Source organism: Psychrobacter celer (genome assembly GCF_016107555.1).
Lineage (GTDB): Bacteria > Pseudomonadota > Gammaproteobacteria > Pseudomonadales > Moraxellaceae > Psychrobacter > Psychrobacter celer.
Window position 1 is genome coordinate 1 of record NZ_JABASU010000022.1, and the last position, 24,194, is coordinate 24,194.

At 40.9% G+C, this 24,194-nt stretch carries 26 protein-coding genes, 1 pseudogene and 1 other annotated feature; of the genes and pseudogenes, 11 read left to right on the forward strand and 16 right to left on the reverse strand.

From position 1 onward, the window contains the following. A partial coding sequence (locus JFC05_RS09895; protein WP_198336779.1) for a type I restriction-modification system subunit M N-terminal domain-containing protein occupies window positions 1-406 on the reverse strand: 406 nt, incomplete at its 3' end. A 303-nt stretch (window positions 407-709) separates the two neighbouring features. On the opposite strand from JFC05_RS09895, the pseudogene JFC05_RS09900 reads away from it, so the two are divergent. The 4 genes and pseudogenes from JFC05_RS09900 to JFC05_RS09915 form a co-directional block, all read left to right on the forward strand. Then, a pseudogene (locus JFC05_RS09900) lies at window positions 710-1,024 on the forward strand (DedA family protein); the annotation flags it as partial. A 70-nt stretch (window positions 1,025-1,094) separates the two neighbouring features. Further along, the gene (locus tag JFC05_RS09905) at window positions 1,095-2,795 is read left to right on the forward strand and encodes a phosphoethanolamine transferase (RefSeq protein ID WP_198334087.1); all 1,701 of its coding nucleotides are present in this window, start codon (window positions 1,095-1,097) and stop codon (window positions 2,793-2,795) included. 44 nt (window positions 2,796-2,839) lie between these two features. Further along, on the forward strand, window positions 2,840-3,526 hold the full coding sequence (locus JFC05_RS09910) for a response regulator transcription factor (RefSeq protein WP_198334088.1): 687 nt from the start codon (window positions 2,840-2,842) through the stop codon (window positions 3,524-3,526). Between the two features lie 205 nt (window positions 3,527-3,731). Continuing rightward, on the forward strand, window positions 3,732-4,970 hold the full coding sequence (locus JFC05_RS09915; protein ID WP_338104542.1) for a sensor histidine kinase: 1,239 nt from the start codon (window positions 3,732-3,734) through the stop codon (window positions 4,968-4,970). Between the two features lie 56 nt (window positions 4,971-5,026). Here the strand turns inward: JFC05_RS09915 and JFC05_RS09920 are convergent, their stop codons facing one another. Genes JFC05_RS09920 through JFC05_RS09930 form a run of 3 tightly spaced genes read right to left on the reverse strand, consistent with a single transcriptional unit; the run spans window position 5,027 to window position 6,871 of the window. Continuing rightward, complete coding sequence (locus JFC05_RS09920) at window positions 5,027-5,356, reverse strand: CorA family divalent cation transporter (protein WP_276511267.1); 330 nt, start codon at window positions 5,354-5,356, stop codon at window positions 5,027-5,029. A gap of 19 nt (window positions 5,357-5,375) precedes the next feature. Further along, entirely contained in the window at window positions 5,376-6,134 is a 759-nt protein-coding gene (locus tag JFC05_RS09925; RefSeq protein WP_198336782.1) for an IS5 family transposase, read from the reverse strand. A 59-nt stretch (window positions 6,135-6,193) separates the two neighbouring features. After that, the gene (locus JFC05_RS09930; protein WP_198336783.1) at window positions 6,194-6,871 is read right to left on the reverse strand and encodes a CorA family divalent cation transporter; all 678 of its coding nucleotides are present in this window, start codon (window positions 6,869-6,871) and stop codon (window positions 6,194-6,196) included. A 274-nt stretch (window positions 6,872-7,145) separates the two neighbouring features. Between JFC05_RS09930 and JFC05_RS09935 the strand changes: the two genes are divergently transcribed. From JFC05_RS09935 to JFC05_RS09945, 3 genes are all read left to right on the forward strand, one after another. Continuing rightward, window positions 7,146-7,742 carry a PepSY domain-containing protein gene (locus JFC05_RS09935; RefSeq protein WP_025651486.1) on the forward strand — a complete coding sequence of 199 codons (597 nt, stop codon included), beginning with the start codon at window positions 7,146-7,148 and terminating at the stop codon, window positions 7,740-7,742. Window positions 7,743-8,174: 432 nt separating this feature from the next. Next, complete coding sequence (locus tag JFC05_RS09940) at window positions 8,175-8,648, forward strand: diacylglycerol kinase (protein WP_025651484.1); 474 nt, start codon at window positions 8,175-8,177, stop codon at window positions 8,646-8,648. A gap of 48 nt (window positions 8,649-8,696) precedes the next feature. Continuing rightward, on the forward strand, window positions 8,697-9,461 hold the full coding sequence (locus JFC05_RS09945) for a PAP2 family lipid A phosphatase (RefSeq protein ID WP_025651483.1): 765 nt from the start codon (window positions 8,697-8,699) through the stop codon (window positions 9,459-9,461). On the opposite strand, the gene JFC05_RS09950 is transcribed toward JFC05_RS09945, so the two are convergent. Then, window positions 9,423-9,968, reverse strand: coding sequence for a manganese efflux pump MntP (locus JFC05_RS09950; RefSeq protein WP_025651482.1), 546 nt, complete (start codon window positions 9,966-9,968; stop codon window positions 9,423-9,425). The two genes, JFC05_RS09945 and JFC05_RS09950, sit on opposite strands and share 39 nt — an antisense overlap. A gap of 196 nt (window positions 9,969-10,164) precedes the next feature. Here JFC05_RS09950 and JFC05_RS09955 point away from each other — a divergent pair, with 196 nt between their 5' ends. From JFC05_RS09955 to JFC05_RS09965, 3 genes are all read left to right on the forward strand, one after another. Next, window positions 10,165-10,734 carry a PepSY domain-containing protein gene (locus tag JFC05_RS09955; RefSeq protein ID WP_180952558.1) on the forward strand — a complete coding sequence of 190 codons (570 nt, stop codon included), beginning with the start codon at window positions 10,165-10,167 and terminating at the stop codon, window positions 10,732-10,734. A gap of 149 nt (window positions 10,735-10,883) precedes the next feature. After that, window positions 10,884-11,543 carry a response regulator gene (locus JFC05_RS09960; protein WP_025651479.1) on the forward strand — a complete coding sequence of 220 codons (660 nt, stop codon included), beginning with the start codon at window positions 10,884-10,886 and terminating at the stop codon, window positions 11,541-11,543. Then, a complete protein-coding gene (locus JFC05_RS09965; RefSeq protein ID WP_025672617.1) occupies window positions 11,536-13,191 on the forward strand; it encodes a sensor histidine kinase in 1,656 nt (551 codons plus the stop codon). Before JFC05_RS09960 ends, JFC05_RS09965 begins: the two co-directional genes overlap by 8 nt. 188 nt (window positions 13,192-13,379) lie before the next feature. On the opposite strand, the gene JFC05_RS09970 is transcribed toward JFC05_RS09965, so the two are convergent. Further along, window positions 13,380-14,599, reverse strand: a protein-coding gene (locus JFC05_RS09970; protein ID WP_198336784.1) for an IS3 family transposase whose coding sequence is annotated in 2 segments (ribosomal slippage) — window positions 13,380-14,317 and window positions 14,317-14,599 — 1,221 coding nt in all. Because the reading frame shifts where the segments join, the coding sequence is not laid out codon by codon here. Next, window positions 14,208-14,324: a sequence feature (AL1L pseudoknot), on the reverse strand. (Overlaps the previous gene by 117 nt.) Window positions 14,600-14,616: 17 nt before the next feature. Between JFC05_RS09970 and JFC05_RS09975 the strand changes: the two genes are divergently transcribed. Next, on the forward strand, window positions 14,617-15,432 hold the full coding sequence (locus JFC05_RS09975) for a COG4705 family protein (RefSeq protein ID WP_198336803.1): 816 nt from the start codon (window positions 14,617-14,619) through the stop codon (window positions 15,430-15,432). A gap of 313 nt (window positions 15,433-15,745) precedes the next feature. On the opposite strand, the gene JFC05_RS09980 is transcribed toward JFC05_RS09975, so the two are convergent. The 10 genes from JFC05_RS09980 to JFC05_RS12865 all read right to left on the reverse strand — a co-directional run bounded on the left by JFC05_RS09980 (window position 15,746) and on the right by JFC05_RS12865 (window position 23,853). Continuing rightward, window positions 15,746-16,168: an ion channel gene (locus JFC05_RS09980; protein WP_198334098.1), complete on the reverse strand. Its 423-nt coding sequence runs from the start codon at window positions 16,166-16,168 to the stop codon at window positions 15,746-15,748. A gap of 124 nt (window positions 16,169-16,292) precedes the next feature. Then, a complete protein-coding gene (locus tag JFC05_RS09985; RefSeq protein ID WP_227697515.1) occupies window positions 16,293-16,622 on the reverse strand; it encodes a DUF6122 family protein in 330 nt (109 codons plus the stop codon). Window positions 16,623-16,723: 101 nt separating this feature from the next. Further along, window positions 16,724-18,016 (reverse strand): ATP-grasp domain-containing protein, encoded by a 1,293-nt coding sequence (locus JFC05_RS09990; protein ID WP_198336785.1) that lies wholly within the window; start codon window positions 18,014-18,016, stop codon window positions 16,724-16,726. A gap of 175 nt (window positions 18,017-18,191) precedes the next feature. Continuing rightward, the gene (gene tatC / locus JFC05_RS09995) at window positions 18,192-18,908 is read right to left on the reverse strand and encodes a twin-arginine translocase subunit TatC (RefSeq protein WP_392397126.1); all 717 of its coding nucleotides are present in this window, start codon (window positions 18,906-18,908) and stop codon (window positions 18,192-18,194) included. 113 nt (window positions 18,909-19,021) lie between these two features. Continuing rightward, window positions 19,022-19,408 carry a Sec-independent protein translocase protein TatB gene (gene tatB / locus JFC05_RS10000; protein WP_025645695.1) on the reverse strand — a complete coding sequence of 129 codons (387 nt, stop codon included), beginning with the start codon at window positions 19,406-19,408 and terminating at the stop codon, window positions 19,022-19,024. Between the two features lie 55 nt (window positions 19,409-19,463). Beyond that, a complete protein-coding gene (gene tatA / locus JFC05_RS10005) occupies window positions 19,464-19,748 on the reverse strand; it encodes a Sec-independent protein translocase subunit TatA (protein WP_011959992.1) in 285 nt (94 codons plus the stop codon). An 80-nt stretch (window positions 19,749-19,828) separates the two neighbouring features. Then, complete coding sequence (locus JFC05_RS10010) at window positions 19,829-22,438, reverse strand: copper-transporting P-type ATPase (RefSeq protein WP_198336787.1); 2,610 nt, start codon at window positions 22,436-22,438, stop codon at window positions 19,829-19,831. A 397-nt stretch (window positions 22,439-22,835) separates the two neighbouring features. Continuing rightward, a complete protein-coding gene (locus JFC05_RS10015) occupies window positions 22,836-22,991 on the reverse strand; it encodes a DUF305 domain-containing protein (RefSeq protein ID WP_320157930.1) in 156 nt (51 codons plus the stop codon). A gap of 93 nt (window positions 22,992-23,084) precedes the next feature. After that, on the reverse strand, window positions 23,085-23,357 hold the full coding sequence (locus tag JFC05_RS12910) for a DUF5676 family membrane protein (protein ID WP_227685533.1): 273 nt from the start codon (window positions 23,355-23,357) through the stop codon (window positions 23,085-23,087). 112 nt (window positions 23,358-23,469) lie between these two features. Then, the gene (locus JFC05_RS12865; RefSeq protein WP_198336788.1) at window positions 23,470-23,853 is read right to left on the reverse strand and encodes a methyltransferase family protein; all 384 of its coding nucleotides are present in this window, start codon (window positions 23,851-23,853) and stop codon (window positions 23,470-23,472) included. Between the last annotated feature and the right edge of the window lie 341 nt (window positions 23,854-24,194).

Consider the following 24,194-nt stretch of genomic DNA (forward strand, 5'->3'; position numbering starts at 1 on the left):
ATAGACAGTATATAGCGTTAGACCATACGCCAGCATGAAAAATGTCCATTACACCGAATATCTCACGCGCGTCTTTTGAGAATGACTGAATATAAGTGTTTAAATTATCCTTGATATCGCTTTGACCTAGCTTACTTAAATCCATAGGAGATATATTATAAAAAGCATGCTTACTGATACGGGTAAGCTGCTTTTCTATCATGTCCTCCTGCATACCTTGGTCTTTGATAGTGGCATACTTCTCGACGACCGCTTCTTTATGGTCAGCTAATACACACTCTAAGCGGCGCAGTAGCGTAAATGGCAAGATGATGCGGCCGTATTGCGATTGCTTAAAGTCACCTCGCAATAGATCAGCGACAGACCAGATGAAAGCGGCGGTTTGAGAGAAGTTTTGTGTTGTCATAGGAGGGTCTTATTATTGAATAGGGCTTACAGAATAAGTCTAAGATAAATAGAGGTTTACCAGAATTCTTGAGATTATAACGCACCCGACCCTCTATAGTAAAAATAGTTTATTAGGTGCTAACTCCTACACTAACTGGGTGCTGAGAATATTATTAAACATATCTGTATTAAACTGTGACTATATTTCATGAACAATAAAAAAGGAAGCTGACCCTATATAAAATATAGGGCTATCTTCCTTTTTCTATTTAGTATTTTACTTAGGTGACACACTAAATATCAGGGTTTATCGTCTAGCGACTGGTTCGATAAGCATGGTAAAAAAGCGGTATTTTCTGGGCGTATGGTTCCTGGTATTCGCTCACTCATCTCTGTTCCAGCTGGCATGAACAAAATGCCGATCTTCTCGTTCTTAGCATTGACTGCTCTAGGTTCTAGTGTTTGGACAACTGTACTGACGCTTGCAGGTTACCACTTTGGCAAAAACTACGAGGTTATAGAGACTACGTTAGCACCCTACTCAAAGATTTTTTTACTGCTTGCTATCGCCATGATTTTTGGTTGGATAATTAAGCGACGATTAGCTAGTAATAAAAAAGGGAATATCTCACCTTAACGTCTTCTTAACAGGCCTCTTGTTATCGTAAGGAAACAAACCCCTTACCATCCTGTTGAGAAGCCTAGTTATGTCAACCTCTCAAGCACTTAGCACTGAAATCACCAAAGCTCCTACCAAAAAAAGCTATCTAAACAGCATTTTTAATCATGAAATTAATCTTAACTATCTGATTATTATCATTGCGCTCTATTTAGTCGCTACTGCAAATTTTGGTTTTTTCGCGCAAGTGCTTAGCATTTACCCTTTTGGTAATAACGTTGGCTTCATGGTTTCTATCACAGGCTTATTGTTTGGCTTAATGTGGCTGCTTTTCCAATTATTTTGCTATCGTCCTATTGCTAAACCAGTGCTCATCGCTATGGTAATGACAGCGGCCGTATGTGGCTATTTTACTGACGCTTATGGCACTATTTTCGATACTAATATGCTGATCAATAGTATACAAACCGATCAAGGTGAAGCGATGGGGCTGATGTCGCTAAGCTTCTTTATACGAGTGTTCCTGCTAGGCGTTATACCCGCAGTTATTATTGCTAAAATCCGCATAAAAAGAGTACCTTTACGTCGAGCGCTATGGCAAAAAGCGTTAACCTTAACCTCATCTATCGCCTTAATGGCTGTCTGCCTACTGCCCTTTGGCGATCAATACGCCACCTTTTTTCGTCAGCATAAAATGGTTCGTAGTTATGCTAATCCTATTACCCCTATTTATTCAGTTATCAAATTAGGTACCGACTATATCGATGAATTGCGTCGTCCGGATACTTTGACCCTGCATGCTACAGACGCCAAACGTATAACCCCTACTGCTGGTACTAGTGCAGCAAAACCTAAACTCATGGTATTTGTCGTTGGTGAAACGGTTCGTGCCGATCATATCGCTCTTAATGGCTACAAGCGCGACACTACGCCTTTACTTGCTAGCCAGCCAAATATCTATAGCTTTAGAAATGCGACCTCTTGTGGCACGTCCACCGCTTATTCCGTACCTTGTATGTTTAGTTATGCTAATCGAGAAAATTATGATTACAATACGGCAGACTATAATGAAAATGTACTAGATACCTTGAACAAGCAAGGCGTCAAAGTTGTTTGGCGAGACAATAATTCGAGCTCTAAAGGAGTAGCTAATAGAGTAACTTTTGAGGACTTTAAGACGCCTGATGTTAATCCAAATTGTGATGAGGAGTGTCGTGATATTGGTATGCTTGACGGTTTTGATACTTTAGTTAAGTCAGATACAGGAGTAACAGCAGACGGCTCTGCTAAAGACACCCTTATTTTATTGCATCAAATGGGTAATCATGGTCCTGCTTACTACAAACGTTATCCTAAGGAGTTTGAAGAGTACAAACCAGTATGCATGACGAACGAGCTTGCTAAATGCGATGATCAATCCGTCATCAATGCTTATGACAATGCTATTCGTTATACAGATTATTTCTTAAATAACGTGATTAATACGCTCAAAAAGTATGAGCAGGACTATGATGTGGTAATGGTATATATTAGCGATCATGGCGAAAGTTTAGGCGAGAATAATATTTACTTGCATGGCATGCCCTACGCTATCGCACCTGATGCGCAAAAGCAGGTGCCTGTCATCATTTGGTCGCCTACTAGCAATAATATTGATAAAAGTAGTCTCATTAGTACGATTAATCAGCCCGTATCACATGACTTTATTACGCCAACTTTACTTAACTTTTTCGGTATTACTACCGATGAGGTAGCAGCAGCGCCAACCTTTTTTAAAACTGTCCATTAAGACCTTCAACCTAGGCGCTACTAATATTTATACAAGAGACTATTATGTACAAGATACTTATCATCGAAGACAATCCCGATATTGTCGCCAATATCTACGCTTTTTTTGAACCTAAAGGTTTTGAGTTGGACAATGCTCATAATGGCATTAGCGGCCTAACACTCGCTGCAAATAATCGCTATGACGTTATTTTATTAGATGTCATGCTGCCGGGTATAGACGGCACCAAGCTATGTAAAAAACTGAGAGATGAGCTACATAATAAAACCCCCGTATTGATGCTGACGGCTCGTGATACGATTTTGGATAAAGTCGCAGGCTTCGATAGTGGCGCTGACGATTATCTGGTCAAGCCTTTTTCACTCATTGAGTTGGAATCACGTATCAAAGCGCTTATCCGTCGAAATCAGGATGAGTATTTTGAGCACAGCTTAGCTGTCGGACCATTATCCTTAAATGCTAATGAGCACACGATTAGACGAGAAGGTAAATCACTAAAACTGACACCGACAGGGTTTAAAATTTTAGAAACATTAATGAATGCGTCGCCACGAGTCGTCAGTAAAAGTGAGCTTGAGGAAAAGGTATGGGGTGAGGATATTCCAAGTAGCGATGCGCTACGGACTCATATGCATAGTGTACGCGTACAAGTCGACAAGCCATTTGCCAGACCTATGATAATGACGATGCCTGGAGTGGGTTATCAGATAATTAATCCGGATAAAGTATAAAATATTCTTGTACGATTTAGCGACTCAGCCTGATTGAGAGTCGTGTTAGTGATATCTACTATTCCCTTCTTACCGCCTTCTACTAGAAGTAAATACCATGTTCAGCATCGACTCCATCGCCAATAAATTTCGACTGTCATATTTTCTATTTGCCATACTACTGTGTGCGACATTCGTCAGCATTTTTGTGTACGCTGAGACAAGGATGGAGCAAGAGTTGGTCAAAGCTCGTTTGCTACAACAGCTAGAGCTTAGTCAAGAAAAGGACGGCGATCAGCCTATTTATACGGCAAAACCTGGCATCACTATTTATCGTTATAATCATGCACCTGATAATTTAAAAGCTTTGGCAACCGAGACAGTGCAAGAGATGCCCGTAACCGTGCCCACCAAAGGTGGCGATGTTAGAACGGAACTGCATTTTTTTCACTATCAAAAAAATAAGCAAAACTATATTTTGAGCTATTTAGAAGACACTGAGATGGTAATGGGGAACTACCCTGTCCTTGCCATCTTTGAGCACCTAGAAGATATCTTTGCTAATGCCTTGAGAGTTGCCGTTATTTTAAGCTTACTAATTGCCGCAATATTTTCTCAGCTATCCTCTAGGCAAATTACTAAACCTTTATTAGACTTAAAAAAAGCAGTAGAGACCGATCATCAAAATTTAACCGAATTGACCCATTTGCCCTCCGAGGTTGGCGTATTAGCACGCGCTATTGATGAGAAGAATCATAAGCTTGAGCAGTATCTCAAACGTGAGCAGCTATTTACTGGAGATGTTAGCCACGAGTTGCGCACGCCTTTGACGATTATCATGGGTGCATCAGAAGTACTGGCTTCCCAGTTAGAAGGCGATAGCCGTTTGAGCGAGTTTACTAACCGTATTAGCAATACGGCCAAAGAAACCTCTGAGATTATCAGCGCATTATTACTACTCTCGCGTGCTCCTGAAAAACTGGACGCTCCGCAAACCTCTATCAATAACATTGCTAACAATGAGGTGGAGCGCTTGAAATACTTGCTGCGTTATAAAACGGTGAGTTATACCTTAGTGGCTAAACAAGAGTATTTCGCCTATGTGCGGCCTGAACTGCTAAAAATGGCACTAGGAAACTTAATAAAGAATGCCTTTCAATACACGGATGAGGGTGAGGTAGTTATTATTATTGACGATAAAAAAATCACCGTTACCGATACTGGCTTGGGTATTCCTGAAGCGATGATGCCTCTACTCTATGAAAGGTTTGAGCGTTTAGAGCAAAAGAAAAATGATGGGCAATTAACTGATAAGTTCTCGTCAAAAGATTATACGAGCTATAAGGTTGATGGCACAGGGTTAGGTCTAAGTATTGTTCAGCGCATCATAACGCATATGGGCTGGCAACTTACCCATCAAGCTAATGCTGCAGGCGGTAGTACGTTTAGTATTTATTATAAATAAATTCTACTAATAAACAATCTTTAAAAGCCTAAGACATTACAAGTTAGCAGTACAGTTTAAAACCATTTCTTACTTTTAAAATACACAACGATGGCCACAGTCAATGTTACCATCACACCCCACAAGGCAAAGTAACCCTCATTCCATTTTAACTCAGGCATATAGTCAAAATTCATACCGTAAACGCCTACCAAAAATGTTAATGGTATAAATACCACTGACACTAAGGTCAAGGTACGTATGATTTCATTCAAACGATGGCCCTGAATTGAGAATATCAGATTGGTTTTACTATCAAGCTCAAACAACTCAAAATCAATTTCATCAATCAAATTGTTGGCTTGCTCTTTAAGTTCGGTGAAATACTTACTATCCATAGGAAAGATATTAGGGTGTGTATAGAATTCAAATCAGGGGCAACCAGATAAAGACACAAGCGAGCATTACCGCCGCTGCATAGCTATCTTTGAGCTTATCATATCGCGTGGCAATGCCTCTAAAATGTTTCAACCTAGCAAAAGCGTTTTCTACCAAATGACGGCAACGATACAAATACCAATCTAGTGTGTCGTTACAGCTTTTAGAGTTCGACTTAACGGGTATGACTGACTCAGCACAGTGCTTGAAGATACACTCTCTAATATCGCTACTATCGTAGCCCCTGTCTGCAATCACCGCTTTAGTCTGGTTATTAATCGTGCTAAATATCAACGCCTTTGCCATCTTAGAGTCATGTACTTGCCTACCTGACAGCTCAACATGTATAGGGTTGCCACAAGCATCGACCACTAAGTGCAGTTTGCTGCTATTACCTGCAACGCTTTTACCAATGGTCTCATCAAGATGACTGGCGGCGCCTGTACTATGCTGATGAGCTTTGACCACGCTACCGTCTATAAATAACCATTCACTATCATAGTTTGCTGTGACTATTTTCATGAGCTTTTGCCATTTACCGGTTTTACGCCAATAACGGTATTGATGATATATGCTAGACCAATGACCGAAATAAGAAGGTAAGTCTCGCCATGGACAGCCTACTCGTATGCGGTACAGCATGCCTTCAACGGTACGTCTTAGATTGGGCTTGTTATATACGTTAATTTGTCGCAATATAATAAATATCTTGTGCCAATGTTCATCGTTGAGCTTGGTGCGAGCCATAAGTGACGCCTTGTTTCTTTGTTGTGGTAAACATTAGAGTAAGGCGTTGCTTATTTTTTTCAATGGTTCCTCAATTCTATACAGCCCCTAATCGTTTCCAGCTTTACAATGGTATTGCGAAGGCTCAGCGTCGCTTTCTTAAAGTTCAACATGCGACGTTTTTGCTCCTCAACCTTTTTAGTAAAATAAGGCGTTGGATTAATATTGGTCACCTTTATCGAGTCACCGTCAGCATTCAGTAATTTCTCAAACGTCTCTTCATAGTTTGCTATCAATGACTCAATCAACAGAAAAAGCAAATAATCTACTTTTTTGCTTCGAACTTGTCCTTTGCCTTCGCTTAAGCGATCACGAATCCACTGAAAATGATTATTATGATTCTCTTGCAAACTCCATAACATATTTGACGATACAACGAAAATCAATTGTTTATTATCTAGATTTTTGTCATCAGTTTTTAATACTTTTAGAGCGATAAACAGGACATTATCGAGTTCGATAACCTTATTGGCATGCTCATCATCTTGCAATAATTTAATTAAAAAATCATCAAACTGGTTCTGGATGACAACTTGCTCCATCTCATCTAACTCTCTCAATCCATAAGTATTGAGCCAAAAAACTTCGTCGCCGTGAGGCTCAAAGTTCAAAATTAAGATATCTTCGCAAGGTACTTTTGATACTGTTGAAGGTGAATAAGCGATAAGCGTCGTATTTCGTAAGAATTCGTCTGACATCCTTTTTCCTCCTATAGAAACTCCTTTAATCAAAACTTAGCAAGCCTAGTATCTAAGCCAGACATTAGATCTGTTAAACATTTAGTAGTCTTTTAAATAATGATTTAACTCAGAAAATTAAGCAATATTTATTATATCTACTCGCTAATCAAACTCTTATTTTCCGCTAAGTTTCCCCTATGTCGTCTCTCGTATTATAGATTCATACCCACGAGGTAGCTGGCAAAACCACTAATGGTGTGTCAGAAATTGATTAATACAAAGGATGACTCTCATGAAAAACTTATCAACGCTAACCAAATCAGCAATCATCGCCCTTACTATTGCAGGCGTAGGTGCAACCGCTATCGCCGCCCCTGCTGCTAATACCAAAGCCGTAACTGGATCAAGTGAAGCTGTCAGCGCTATGCAAAGTAAGATCAGCTTAACGCAAGCAATCGATATAGCTAAACAGAATGCTAAAGGTGATCTAATCAGCGCAGAATTCGATTATGACGACGATGATGATAATGGCAACGGTGCTGTAACGGGCGAGTATGAAGTTGAGTTTGTATCAAACGGTACGGCTTACGAGGTCAAGATCGACGCCAATACTGGCAAAGTCATCGAGACTGAAAAAGAGAAGTTAGATAAAGAAGACATGGCTGAATATAGAGCGCTGATGCAAGCCAAAGTTACGCTAACTAGTGCTATGCAAAAAGCCACTCAAAGCGTAAATGGTAAAGTCATCGGTGTTGAGTTCGAGCTTGAAAAAGGTCAAGCCTTATATGACATCGAAGTTGTCAAAGACAATCAGATATATGATGTGAGCATAGATGCCAATACTGGCAAGGTTCTAAGCAGCCAAGTTGATATGGAGGATGATGGCTAAAAAGTAAGCAAAGCTAAATACTAACTCTTCATTAATAGGATGCAGTAGCCAATACCTTGATAAACAAGGTGTCGGCTATTGCTTTTTTGTATATATTGAATTTTGATATTAATATTGCCCTTTCCAAATAATTTTATAAATATTTTTTATCTTAACGCTTCCTTAACAGCTCCAAGCACATACTGATACCCAAGTGCTAACCAGTGCCCTCCTACACTGGGATCATTACAACAATAAATATATCGGTGATTGCACTTTTTCTTATTTTCACTGTAACTTCAATAGTCAGTAGTAGCCAATACCTTAATCAAACTCGGTATTCGCTACTGCTTTTTATTATATGAAATTCATCTTAACGCGATCTTAACATGCACTGTAATATCATTAAGACCTGCCAGCTATTCTAATCTTAATAAATACTAAGCTATCGATATGAATAATTCCAAGACTACTGCTCTGAGCCACGAACATACAAATCTTGATTATAAAAATCAGCCTGTATCTGATGATACTTTTGTAGCGGATAGTTTTGCAAATGAGGTTAAAGGTAAAAAAGGGTTAGCCCGTATTGTAAAAGCTACGGGGTATTCTATAGATGGTTTTAAAGCGGCTTATAAGTTTGAAGCGGCCTTTAGACAAGTTATCTGGCTCAATCTCTTATTGTTCACGGTCATTATATTTATGCCTTTTAACGTCAGCGCCAAAATGGTGCTTGTGATTGCTTCATTCTTATCCCTCATTGTGGAGCTTATTAATACGGGTATTGAAGCGAGCGTCGATCATACTTCAACGGATCATCATCCCCTCGCTAAAATAGCCAAGGACGTGGGTTCTGCCGCGCAATTTTTGGCATTATTACTATTGTTCGTTTTGTGGTGCATGGCGTTATCTAATCTTTTATTTTAAAAAGTGCTTAAATTTTTAGCAATTTAATACATTGAGTAAGGTATTTTCATGATTTTAGAAGATAACCCAACTAACTGGATATGGCTTAAGCTTTTTTGCTTAACAATTATTGCCGCTCTAACCTTTGAGCATAGCCAATTTGATGTTCGTATTAGTGAGTTTTTCTATAATAATGGTCAGTGGCTGATAGAAAAAGGCGAACAGCCTTACGCTTTTATTTTTTATGATGGTCCTAAAGCATTATTAATCTTGTTGGCTCTCTATTTAATATCCGTATTGGTTATCAAATACAGACAATCTTCAAATATCGCCTCTATCATCGATAACAATAAAACAAGTAAATTTATTGTGCCCTTCTCAATTCGTGAAATAAGTTACTTACTTATTGTTCTTATTGTGGTGCCTTCTACTATCGCGCTATTAAAAAGCGTTACTCATGTGAGCTGTCCTAATCATCTAACGCTTTTTGGCGGGGATCTACCTTATCTTAATCTATGGCAAAATATGCTTGCTAAAACCGATACAAAATGTTTTCCAGCAGCTCATGCCAGCGCAGGATTTTCTTTGTATGGCTTAGCATTTTTACCTACTCTTTATAAGTATCGCTATCGAATATTTGAAATCGTAACCGTATTAGGCTGGACAATGGGCCTATATAAAATGATGTTTGGTGATCATTTTTTTAGTCATACCTTAGTATCGATGTTGGTGTCTTTGACTATAGCTTGTGCGCTGGCCAGCGTGTTTTTTAAGAGAACAGAGCATAATTATGCTTCAAATAACCATCTTCACACCAATCGCTATCAGCACTAAACCGCCCAAAGCTTCTGCCCAACTGCCGAGCCATGTTCCTGACTGGCGTCCTATATAAGCCCCTAAAACACTTAAAATAGCGGTCGTCAATGCGATGATTAAACAGGCAGCATAAGCATTAACTACCAACAGGTTTAACGTAAAGCCCGCTGCCATCGCATCGAGACTAGTCGCTATAGCCAATGACAGCAAGGTTTTATGACTTACATTGATCCGAGTATCGTCACTAACCGAACACGACTCATAAAGCATCTTAATCCCAAGAGCCACTAGTATGATAAAAGCAATCCAAGCAGCCCATTCCGCAAACCAACCGAGCATAGTAGAGCCAAGCGCATAACCAATTAGCGGCATCACCCCCTGAGCAACACCGAAGTATAATCCAATGAGTAACGCCATTTTTATAAACTGCGACTTACCATCGCTTCTATGTGTCGAGCCAAGACCGATTGCAGCCGCAAACGCATCCGCAGCGAGTGCTAACGCCAATAATAGTATCTCAAACATAATAAAATATTACTCTGTATAAGGATTATCGAAAGAGCAACAGCATTATAGCCCAAAAATATGAGTAGCTAACTGAACGCTTATTCTACGCTAAGCTTCTTCTATGTCTTGTTTTGTATGATGGACTCATATCGACACTTCTGACAACTTTGATAATGAGTCGTCAGACATGAACCTTAAATACGGAGTAAACACGATGAAAAAACTATCAACCCTAAGCAAATCCCTACTTATTGCTCTTAGCGTTCTAGGTATTGGTACTCTCGCTGTTGCCTCAGGTCAAATACCTGCTATTTCAGGCGCAAAGACGAGTGACGCAGTCGCGATAGCACAGAGTAAAATCAGTCTAGAGCAAGCCGTCGCTATTGCGCAAAAAACAGTCAAAGGAGACTTAATTAGCGCTGAGTTTGACCAAAACGATTATATGGCAAGTGGCGAGTATGAAATCAAGCTTATCAATGATGGAGTGGAGCATGAAGTAAAAATTGACGCCAGTAGCGGCAAAGTTCTAAAATCTAAGCAGGAAAAAATAGATCAAGACGACTTAGCAGAATATAACGCTATGAGGCAAGCCCAAATAACCCTAACCCAAGCCATGCAAAAAGCAACGCAAAGTGTTGGTGGCAAAATTACTGAAGCAGAGTTTGATTTTGATAACGGTATACCCGCTTATGAGATTGAAATAGCTAAAGGGATGGACATAAATAAACTGATAATCGATAGCATGAATGGTCAGGTTGTCAGCAGTCAGTTAAATGATGATTAATATTTTAAAACTTGGTTGAATATAGCTTAACAACGGCTCTACTCTGTACACTAGTATCGATTAGAGCTTTTTAGTTTGAGGACGCTATAAAAAGTGTCACTATAGATAAATATTTTTTAATCCTACTAGTCACATAATAAGGATATCCCATGCGCGTATTGGTAGTCGAAGATGACTTGATGATTGGCGAGAGTCTGAGCGAAGCCTTGCAAGATGAGGCTTATACGGTTGATTGGGTCAAAGACGGTCGTCAAGCCATACTGACATTAAGGGTGCAACCTTATGACATCATCTTATTAGACTTAGGTCTTCCAGAAGTTGATGGCATGGGCGTGTTGACTGCTATTCGCGATGCCAAGATTGAAACACCAGTGTTGATACTCACCGCGCGTGATCAATTAAAAGATAGAATTGCAGGCTTAGACTCAGGGGCTGATGATTATGTCGTCAAGCCTTTTGAGTTAGGAGAAGTCTTTGCACGCATGAGAGTACTTATTCGCCGTGCCCAAGGCAAGGCTGATAATCAAGTGACGGTTGGCAATTTAAGTTTAGATACCGCGCACAAACGGGTCATGATGGATGGTAGCCCTATCGATTTAACCGCAAAGGAGTACATGCTTCTCACTACCTTTATGCTATCGCCTGAAAAAGTCATGTCCAAAAATGAGCTTGAGGATTCGTTATATGGCTGGGGCGGCGAAGTTGAAAGTAACGCCATTGAGTTTTTGATTCATAGTTTACGCAAAAAGGTCGGACAAGATAGAATCAAAAATGTTCGTGGCCTTGGATGGTATATCAGCAATGCCTAAATTTCGTAAGCCCTTTAACTCATTACAGTTCCAACTTATCTTTTGGTCTGTTGTGTCATTATTACTACTGGCAATAGTGGCTGGTGGTTATGGATTTTGGTACAGCTATAACGAGATAAATGACTTTCAGGATGATAACTTAAAAAATACTGCTGCCTTATTAGAGCAGTCGCTTAATATTAGTGGTTTAAATAATAATGCTGCTTATTCATACAGTGACGAGCATGCCCGCAGCAACATTCACTTTGATACCGATGACGATGATGGTGCGATCACCGTTGATATAGTCATACTCTCCGCCTCACTCAATAACGGGGTAGAAGATTATCAGAACGTTCAAAGCGATGATGAGCATGATTACTCAGAACCTATACCGTTGGCATTAGTAAATAGCGTTCCACAAGGGATAAGCGATCAAAACATTGACGGTCATTCTTGGCGAACCTATAGAAATGATGTCAAGATTGAGTCTTTAGATACTGATGAAGAAGTGGCTCTAATTTTGCGCCAACAGACAGATTTACAGGATGATTTAGCCAAAGCTAGTGCCTTACAGTCTTTTTTACCCCTTATTATCGGTATAGCATTATTACTGCTTTTACTGCCTTTTATCATGTGGCGCATGATGAAACCTGTGCGTCAATTGCATCATGAGATAAGCGCACGTAATGAGAATGACCTAAGTCCTTTATCGATTGGTAGACTGCCTTCTGAATTGCTGCCACTAGCCGAATCGTTAAATAGATTATTGGCTATAGTCAAAATTAGTATTGAACGTCAGCAACGCTTTATCGCTGATGCTGCCCATGAACTGCGCTCGCCGCTGACTGCCATCTCACTACAATTACAACGATTACAGCGTATTAGTAATGATAACGTTATGTCGGAAGGCCTCGATAAACTGGCTATTCGCTTGAGGCGTAATCAAAGTTTGGTTGAGCAATTATTAACGCTCGCTCGTGCTGGTAATATCAATACCGAGCTTGGTACCGAGACAACAGCAACCAATGTTAAATCTATTATCGAACAAGTCATAGGGTTACTCATTCCTATTGCTGATAATAAGAACATCGAACTAACTGTCGACTTACAGTCAAGTAGCAAAGTAAAGATAGATGAGACATCATTATTAATGCTCATAAAAAACCTGATTCAAAACGCTATTATTTATACGCTAGATAATGGTCAAGTCATGGTTAAACTCTATCAACTTGAGCAAAACTCAGGCAGTTTGGATAAATCGGCTTTAAATGCTCAATATAATTTTGGCTCACATGTGATTCAATCTGGGAAATTAAATGATATATCCAAGACGCTAGATAACAAATTAGTATTACAGATCATAGATTCAGGCGCAGGCATTGACCCTAGTGATTATGAGAAAGCTTTTGAACCCTTTATACGGCTTAATCAAGTGATTAGTGCAGCTGATCAATTTAGCGACAGTAAACTTAACAATAGTATAAGCGCTTCAAGATCAGATAGCGCAAGTAAGCAATCACAGGAAATAGAAGGTACAGGACTTGGGCTCTCTATTGTTAAATCAATCTGTGAGCAGGCAGGTATCGATGTCTTTATGAAGGACTCTAATTCTGAGATTTTAAACTTACATGATAATCGAGGACTTTGTATAACTTTGATCTTTTAAACTCATACATAGAAATTTTAATAGATCTAAATAGTTACATCTTCACACTTTCTTAACATCTCTATTGATAATTTAGTGACATCTACAACGTAACATTAAATTTGTTTACTAATAGAGTGAATCTAACCATGAATACAACCTTAAACAATTGAACCGCCCCGACTTTATCGGAGGCTGATCTACTTGAGTCAGGCAGCAATGCCTGACAGGGTTAAATTATCATAATACTGCTTTTCAAACTCAAAGGGTGACACATATCCAATCGTGCTATGTAGACGCTTCTTGTTGAACCAATCGACCCATTCTAGGGTTGCCAGTTCAACATCGTTCACACCAGTCCAGTTCTGCTTTAAATAATGAATCACCTCAGACTTGTAAAGCCCATTGACCGTTTCAGCCAATGCGTTGTCATAAGAGTCGCCTGTTGTACCAACAGAGGCAATCACGCCAGAGTCCGTCATCTTATCAGTATAGCGAATAGATAAGTACTGAACCCCTCGATCACTGTGATGAATCACATCTTTGGGGTTATTCCTATCTGCTATCGCTTGATTGAGCGCGGCCATCACCATATCGGTGTTCATGCGATTGGATACTTTCCAGCCCACAATGGCACGAGCGAACACATCAATAATAAAAGCAGTATAAACCCAGCCACTCAGTGTCTTGATATAGGTAAAATCTGCAACCCACAGCTGATTAGGACGATGGGCATTAAAGTTACGATTGACCAAGTCGTCAGCACGCTTTTGGTCGTCACGGCTGTTGGTGGTAATCTTACCCTTACCGCGCCAGATGCCTTGCATACCATACTGCTTCATTAAACGCTCGACGGTGCAACGAGCAACCTTTAATCCGTCAGCTTTCATCTGCTGCCAGACTTTACGAACACCGTAACGGCATTTACTGTCCTGCCAGATACGTTTAATCTCGCTGACATAATAGTCGTCATGCTGACTGCGCAGTGAACGTTTTTCAGGATTATTAGCTAAATATTTTTTACGATGATAGGTTGACGGGGCAATCGGTAATACTCTACAGATCAGCTCGACCCCATAAAGATGTTTATTGTCGTCGATGAATTGAATCATGATTTTAGTCAGCGGTCGAGCTCCGCCTGGGCTTCAAGACCAGCAGCCTTACGTATAATCTCATTGGCTTGCTTGAGCTCTTTGTTCTCGCGTTCAAGCTCTTTGATACGCTCTTTGTCACTTTGAGCCTGCACTGAGGCGGGAATGGTTTGGTCTATGTGCTTTTTATGCCAGGATCGCAGTGTCTCAGGCGTACAGCCAATCTTTGACGCTATGGCTTGAATGGCTGACCATGTAGAAGGATAGTCGCTCGACGCTTCAATCAGCATGCGAACGGCGCGGTCTTTAATCTCAGGAGTGTAGGTTTGTCTTTTCATTGTCGTATTCTCTCAGAATGTTGAGTCTCCGACAATCCCGGGGCGGTTCAAATCAATACTCACCCACTGCTTCTAGTAACGATCCAGTGCTAAACGCTTTGTCCAAAGTTCCGGAAGTTACCCTTCTTTTTTGGATAATTAAAATCGCAGCTACTACGCTTGGTGAGACTGCGGGTGATGCTTTATCAATGTCATTAAATCTAGGATACATTGTCAGTACTGGCATTTTCGCTATTATATTTGCTATAGCAGTCGCTACCCAGATTAAAGCCAACTCATTTAATAAATGGTTGTATTGGGGCACGATTATAGCAACAACGACTTTAGGTACAACAATAGCAGACTATGTGACAAGATCACTAGGAATTGGCTATGCTGGCGGCTCAGCGCTTCTAGTAGCTTTACTTGGAATATGTCTAATGACATGGCAGAAGACGATGGGAAGCATTGCCGTTGATAGTATCAGCAAACCCAAAGCAGAGGTGTTTTACTGGACGACCATTATGTTTTCGCAGACATTAGGTACCGCACTTGGTGACTGGGTAGCCGATAGCACAGGCATGGGTTATACCACGAGTGCGATTATCTTTGGATCTTTGTTAGCACTAATTGCGCTAGCTCATTTTTATACTAAGATATCTAAAACACTATTATTTTGGAGTGCTTTCGTACTGACTCGGCCTTTAGGAGCGGTATTAGGCGACTTTTTAGATAAGCCTATTGATCATGGCGGTCTCGCGCTAAGTCGCTTTGGAGCATCAGCAGCCTTGTTAGTGTTTATCATTGTCTGCTTATTAGTCTTCAAACAGCGGGCTAGTGCTAAAGCGTATTGATGATAATGCATCTAGTAAAGTTTACTTTATGGATTAAATGATAATTTCTTAGATGCTCATAGCTTTGTTAACGAAGGGCTGCGATTATTAGTGTGATGAATAAATATGGATAATGATTAGATATAGGTAGTAGTGAAAAAGGTTGCTCACGTATTATAAAATATAGCGTTAGCGCCCTTTTTCTATTTAGCATTTTACTTAGGTGATTTGCTTAATATTGGGGTTTGAACTATTTTTTCTGTGTCAGAATAATATCGGTGTCCTGACGTGAGTTATGGATCTCAGCGCGACCTATAGTTGAGAGAGCTTGTAGCTAACTTGAGAGGGGTTTTTTACCACTCATGACCTGAAGAACAAAGCTTCCAGAGGCTGTGATCAGTAGGAAACCGTGAAAGGCTTCCATCGCGGCCATAAATCGTAGATGTCCAGTAGGCATGAGATCGCCTCGCCCAAGCGTTGTGAAGTTAACTAGCGAGAAGTAAAAGTAGTCCATAAAATTAAGGGAGCTACTATCGCTAGATGAGGACGATACGAGGTTACCGATTTCAAAGCCGTAAACAGCAATCCAAAAGCCAGCAGCGTAAAGCAAGGCCTCGAACGTGTGAGCAATTACAATTGAGCCGACTGCGACTCCAAGGCAATGTCCTATATGGCGAGACGGCGTCACAAACTGTGACGAGAGTTTTAATGCGCCGTAATGTATTGCTGTGCAGACAGCGATCAGAATTGCTGCCATTATAATTGCCAGAATCACTTTTTATCCTTTTTGAGGAAGGAACGACATTAAAGGAAGATTACCCTATTTATTTTAACTAATCCTGTATAATTTTTTCACTATAGCTAACGACTACGCATAAGCACTAGAGTCTATTCAGATAGGTCATTACGCAGTCATTTGAATCAGTCAGCATATGTAGTAACAATCCTAGACCAATTATTCTATAGGGCTTTGGTAGAAATAGCATAGCCGCATAAACTGCCACTGCATAGTAAGTATGTAATGGATGAAAATTAATACTACAGCGATCAGGTAAGAAAACAGGTGTTGCTAGCAAGTGATCTAAATCTACCAGCATGGTTGCTAAAAGAATCAAATATACTCGTTTGTAATCATCACGAAAAAAAGTATAGGCAATAATCAACGGCATGCCAAAATGCAGGAAGTAGTGGATAACGGTTTGGATCATCATCTTTCCAATTCAGCATGATGTTTTATTGATAAGTTGGTATGCAGAATAATTAAACTAGTAAACGTTACTTAAGAAGCCAAAGCTACATGTTCATGCTATGTTCAGACTTGAAAAACAGGCGCAAAGCCACCCCCTGGTGTGCGAAAGTTAGTCGCTTGGCCTTGATAGATACGCCCAGCAGTTAGTAGCAGCTGTCCTGCATAGGTATAAAGACGTATATCTACCTTTCTAGTCGTCACCACATCATCAATCTTTATTGATCGCTCTGTAGCAGGGATAAAGGTCTGCGCAATATAGCTTTCATCTAAAATAGTCTCGAATACGCGGCGGGTAATCTTGCTGCCACGGTAAACGCCCTTACTACCATAACCAGCTACTGGCTTAAAAAACAATTGTCTCCGAGTACGCCATAATTCTGCTGCATCCTCTTTTGTAACCATTCTGGTAGTTGGTACTGACTTTTTTAGATATTCTGCATCATCATCACCTAGTCCCCACGACTGCAAAGTTTGCGTATCGGATAGTAAAGTCAGGTTGCGCTTATTAGCGAATGTAGCATGGGCATGCGGATTGGGGGTTACTACTACCGCACCCTCTAAATAGGCACTTTTAAGCACGGCGTGGTTGGGGTTTTCAAAGGCGAAATCGACTAACCGATTATAGATCATATCAATGGGCTTGCTATGAGCTGTCAGTACACCATCAGCATAGTTAAGCTCAGACGGATCGAGTATAACGGTATCAATGCCTTTAGCTTGAAGTAGTTGGCAGGCCAGCTGAAACTCCAAATACATGAACTGGCTTTTGGGCTCATTATCCACAATAGCAATGCGATTGGGCATGCTAGTTGCCGATTGTCGCTGCCATTCTTGTATGAACATATTAGCGACCGCTTCTTCAAACCCATCAAGCATTTTAGTAGTAGCAACACTTTGCTCTGAGGGGCGACAGCAGTGTTTTTGTGCGCGGGCAAGTGCTACGTTTAAAAATGCGCCTCCAGCATTGGTATTGATCTCAATAAGCTTGGGGTCATCGCTCCCTAAGTGAAAGTCATAACCCATAAAGGCCCCTATTGGCCCCGGATCGAAAGCCGCGATATTGGGTGCCCACGACAGTACTTGCTGTTGATATGACGGTAGTCTAGCAGTCGACTCAATAGCTGCGATGATTCGCACCATTGCTTCTATCTCTGTCTTAGGGACAAACACCGGTGTCGCTGAAAACAGCTTATTAAGCTCATTGGCTCCTAGTGGATTATCTCTTGTGTTTACTAATTGATCTTGCAGGCTGTTATTAAGCGCTTTACGATCTAAAGTACGGCAATAGCACTCTTGATTAAGCTGATTTGCCAGATTATCATTCGTTTTGTTTTTATTATTAATTAGGGATTCCATTTAAATCTCATTACTAAGTTGAATGTACTGATAGGGTTTAGGGGACAGCCAAAATAAAAAAAGTGTCTTAAATGTTTAAGATAAGGTTATTTTTATAGTTACTTTACGAAATAGTCATTTTGCAAGATACTTAATTTGCAATATATCTAGTTTATAAATTAGCTACTTTGCAAGGTTATACGGTTTTACGCTCTTCTTTAATGAGTACTTTCGCTAAAAACAAACCTAACTCGAACAGTAGCCACATTGGAATCGCGAGCAATAGCATTGACACCCCATCGGGCGGTGTGACTACCGCTGACACAGCAAAACAACCGACGATGATATATCGGCGCTTACTCTCTAGACTCTGAGTGGATATTATACCGACCATTATCAATAATAAAGTAACCACTGGAATCTCAAAAGTGAGTCCAAATACCATAAATAACTTTAGCGCAAAGCTTAAATAACTGTCGATATCGGTCATAGGTATAACGTTTTGCGGAGCGAATAAAATAAAGAACTTCAATACGCCTTTGAGTACCACAAAGTAGGCAAAAGCGACACCAGAATAAAATAGGAATATCGAAGATATCAGCACTGGAATAGTGATTTTTTTCTCTTTTTTATATAATCCAGGCGCTATAAATGACCAAATTTGATACAGAATATACGGCATCACTACAAAGGCAGCAACGAAAATCGTCAAGCGAATAGGTGCCATAAAGTTCGAGGTAATATCAGTAGCAATCATAGTCGAATTCGCAGGCAGCTGCGCAACCAGAGGGTCTGATAAAAGATTGTAGAGCTCACGCGAAAACCCTACCAATGCTAAGAAGACGATCAAAACGGCTACGCATATTTTGATGAGATGCTTGCGTAATTCAATCAAATGCTCAGTAATAGGCATGTCGCTAAGCGCATTCAGCACATTATCAGTCTCAACATTATGGGTAGCATCTGACGCCTTAGCATCTGTATTTGCTAACTTTCTTTGGCGACTTTTTTGGCGCTTAAATAAGCTCATTTATCCCCCTTCTCTATAGCTGAAGAAGAGGAAGTATCTGGCTGATGATTTTGCTGCTGAGGAGTGTTTGACTGATAGGAAGTATCTAAGCTTTGGTTTTGCGAGTTTTCAAACTTATCCATACTACCGCGCATCTCGGCTAACTCACGCCGCATGTCTGTCTCAGTCTGACGAATCTTTGCCAGCTCATCTTGCATCTGTTTTCGTGTCTCAGCCAAATCAAGCTCAGCTTCTATTTCAGATTGTAGAGTGGATACTGTACGGCGCAGTTTGGCATACCATTGCCCAGCGGTACGTGCGGCTTGCGGCAGTTTTTCTGGGCCCAATACGATTAAAGCAATGACGCCAAACAAGAGTAATTCGGAAAACCCAATATCAAACATAACAGTCACATATATTAATAGACTACTTAGTGCCGCTATTTATAAGCGGCGCGCTTCATACTTTAGGCTGGTCATCAGTGGAAATAGGGCTGATTTCCATATCATCAGCCTGATTACCTACACGCGTATTTAAATCATTACTTGCAGCTGGCGTACTATTTTCATGGCTAAGCACATGATTTTTGCGAGCATTCTCGGGTTCTTCATCTTTGACCGCTTCTTTAAAACCCTTCACCGCACCGCCTAAATCTTTACCTGCATTTTTAAGCTTGGCAGTACCAAATACGACCACCACTACGACCAATAAAATCAGCCAATGTGTAATAGAAAAGCTGCCCATAACGGTATCCTTATATTTTGTGATCTTGTTTAGACCAGTATGTGTCAGTGTGCTTTAGAACACTTTTTACCGTACCAGAATTATAGTTTCAAACGGCGCAATCGCAGCGCGTTAGCAATCACCGAGAATGACGACAAGCTCATCGCTGCCGCTGCTATCATCGGACTGAGCAGAAGCCCAAATATGGGATAGAGCACACCTGCGGCAATAGGAACACCAAGTGCATTGTAGATAAAGGCAAAAAACAGATTCTGTCTGATATTGCGCATGGTGGCGTGGCTAAGCTTATAAGCTTTGGCAATGCCCATTAAATCACCTTTTAGCAGGGTAATGCCCGCACTCTCCATCGCCACATCGGTACCGGTTCCCATAGCGATACCAACATTAGCTTGCGCTAGCGCTGGTGCGTCGTTGATACCATCACCCGCCATAGCGACCAATTTACCGCTGTCTTGCATTTCTTTGACGATACGGTTTTTATCCTCTGGTGAGACATCCGCATGAACTTCATCAATACCTAGTTTATTGGCGACTGCCTGCGCGGTTTTTTCGTTGTCACCGGTTAGCATCACAACTTTTAAACCTGCGTCATGAAGCAGTGAAATAGCCTCTTTAGTGCTTGGTTTAATAGGGTCAGCAACTGAAATAATACCAGCAGCTTTACCGTCTATAGCCACAAACATTACCGTTTCACCGTCTTTTCTACGGACATCAGCTTTAGTGGACAGCTCATTATCAAAACTATTTAGGCTTTCCATAAGCTTAGAGTTACCAATAGCGACTTTCTTACCATCGACCACGGCTTGTACGCCTTCGCCAGTAGTCGAATTAAAGTCAGTAGCTTTAGGAATAATGAGTGATCTTTCTTGAGCTGCTCTAACGATAGCTTCTGCTAAAGGATGCTCGCTAGCGCTTTCTACTGAGGCTACCAATGCGAGGAACTCGTCTTCATCTTGACCTACCTGCGCATCAATTGCGGTAAGCTCGGGCTTACCAGCGGTCAGTGTTCCGGTCTTGTCGACGACAATGGTATCGACTTTTTCCATACTCTCTAACGCTTCAGCATTTTTGATGAGGACGCCGTTTTGCGCGCCTTTGCCGGTACCAACCATAATGGACATCGGCGTCGCTAGACCAAGGGCACAAGGACAAGCAATAATCAGTACCGCAATCGCGTTAACCAAGGCATAGGCCATAGCGGGCTCAGGGCCGAATATCGCCCAGACAATAAAGGTTATGATAGAGGTGACAATAACAATAGGTACGAACCAACCCGCCACTTGATCTACCAAGCGCTGGATAGGCGCGCGGCTACGCTGGGCTTCAGCAACCATTTGTACAATTTTAGATAATACTGAATCTGCTCCAACATTGACCGCTTCGACTAATAGCGTTCCGGTGCCATTTACCGTACCACCAGTCACTGTATCTCCTGCTACTTTTGATACAGGGATTGGCTCACCCGTCACCATTGATTCATCAACACTACTATTACCATCGATCACTGTACCATCTACGGGTAGTTTCTCACCTGGTTTAACCCGTAGCTTATCGCCAGTGACGACCTCATCAAGCGAGACTTCGACTTCTTCACCGTTTTCATCGACACGTCTTGCGGTTGGTGGTGCGAGCTCAAGCAAAGCTCTAATCGCACCTGAAGTTTGGCTTCTGGCTTTGAGCTCTAATACTTGACCCAGTAGCACCAAGGTCACAATGACCGCTGCTGCTTCATAGTAGACTCCGACTTGACCAGAGGCATCTCTGAAACTGTCTGGGAAAATATCGGGAAAAAAGGTCGCGACAATACTAAAAATATAAGCAGCGCCTACGCCTATCGCAATCAAAGTAAACATATTTAGATTGCGGCTTTTTATAGACTGCCAGCCCCGAACGAAAAACGGGGCGGCGCCCCAAAGCACTACAGGGGTCGCGAGCACTAACTCAGCCCATTGTAAAACCTGTGAAGGTATACCATACTGACTAAAGTCAACTCCAAACATACCGCTCATCACATATATTAATAGCGGTACAGTCAACACGGTACATATCCAAAAACGACGAGTCATGTCGTCAAGCTCTGAGGTGTCCTCTTCACCGATAGTAAGCGTTTCGGGCTCAAGCGCCATACCACATATCGGACAACCGCTATTTCTAACGTCTCTCACTTCAGGATGCATAGGACAGGTATATACCGTGCCATCGTAATCAGCAGGTACTTTATCGTATTTACCGCCTTTAACAGATTTTACTCCGCTACTATCAGTATCCTTTCCATGACAGCTAGCGTGACTATCATCTTTAGCAACTTCGTCTTCAGGTTTAAGAAACATGCCACATATTGGGCAGTCACTTTTTTCAACATCTCTTACTTCTGGATGCATAGGACAAATATAAATCGTGCCGTTATAATTTTCTGGTATCTTGTCGTACTTATTGCCTTCGACAGACTTTAACTCAGTACTATTATTAGCATCCGCTTTATGACAATGCGCATGACTGCCCTCATTATTGTTGGATTCAGCAACCTCGTCTTTAGGTTTGAGAAACATGCCGCATATCGGACAATCGCTCTTCTCAGTATCTCTAACCTCAGGATGCATCGGGCAGATATAAACCGTACCACTATAGTTTTCTGGCACTTTATCGTACTGACCACCTTTGATAGATTTTTCATCGGCAATATGTTTCATAAAACCACTCCTTGAAGACAATAAATAAAGCTTTTAAAGCACAATCATCAACCTTTAATTGCTATTCATCTAATTACTAATCTAGATATCTCGAAAATTAAGTTTCAATTGGAACTTAATCTTTATTACGCAAATATTTGAGTAAGGCCATAATAGTCAATATCAGTACCGCAAAAACCAGTACTGTAAACAATAAGGAGACAATAGATTATCCCCAACCCATACCGTGCATAGTCCCGTTCATCATACCGTGCATCATAATAACCATTACAAGGACTCCTTATTTGTTATTTCCTTAGTATAAGTAATGATATAGTGCTAGTGTGTGAACGTACACCTCTCAATAGTCTGCTTACTTAATAACACCTAATACAAAGTGCTCAAAATTTGTGACTGCCTATTCCAACTCATCAATAAGCGCTTGCATCTCACCGATTTCACGCTTTTGTGCTTCGATAATGTCATCAGCAAGCTGGCGTACACGTGGATCTTCGATATCAGCACGCGAACTGGTCAAAATAGCAATCGAGTGATGCGGTATCATCGCCTGCATCCAATCCACTTGATTCTACTAATAAATACTAGCGCAATCGATTTACTCAAATTGAAAAGGTTTGCTGACTATTAATACACTAATACCTTCGACCTATTTTGCGAACCAACGATATAGTGGCACGAACAAGATGGCGAAATACCAACCGTAAAGATATGATTCTACAAGTCCAATTAGAAAACCTGTCCATGTTAACCACTCAAAGCCAGGTAGTAGAGGTGCCCAAGCTTCGTGCATCGCTATCTGTTCGGGTGCAAGTAAGCCAAAGCCTATGCATAACAGGTAACTAATGAGTAGAAACAACGATACACTGTTGCCAACAGGGGCAATCCTTAAAGTACTTGTTGTTAAGTTTGATTTGACCATCTTAGTAATCCTCACTATTGTATGATGTGGTTCAAGCTCAAGATAACCAATCGTATCTAACCATGCTAACTCTAAGGATTTGTATGAATTAAAGCTTTATCCTGTATTGATATTACTTTTTAACTCGTGCGGCGGCGGCAAGTTGATGCCATTGACCCCATTGAGGAATAAACATTGGCACTTGCTGTTTGTAAGCAAGGTAGTCTTTACCAAACTCTTCAAACATATGCCGTTCCTCACGTCGAGCTAACCATGTGTATACAAGCACAATCACTGGAAACAGACTGATTGAAAACAGAGTTGGCCAATGCACCACACCCTCACCGAACAGTGCAATAAACAACCCGGTGTACTGAGGATGACGTACGTAGGCATAGAGTCCATCAGTTACTAAACGATTTTCCCCTCGTGCTTTGTGGACTTGGCGCCAACCTTGAGCAAAAAGACCGATTCCTAAAAATGCAATAGCATAGCCGAGTAGCATTGAGATCATCATGCCTGTCTCACCTAAACCAACAAGGGTCGACCATAAGCTAGCGCTGACATATTGGCTGTCCAAACCAAAAAACCGTACTAATAAATATATAGTAAGCGGAAAGCCATACATTTCTGCGTAAAGTGCAATAATGAAAGCCTGAACTACACCAGCACCCGCCCATTCACGCCAGTTCTTTGGTGCGAAATAACGGTAAAAGAATCAAGAAATCAGAACAATAACAATTAGTGCGAGACCCCAAGTTCCAGCGTGATTAAATGACTCATTAATAGCTTACTTTCCCTGTTGTCTTTATGAATATCGTATTGCATGAAATCAATTCTTGAAGATAGTAAGCAGAC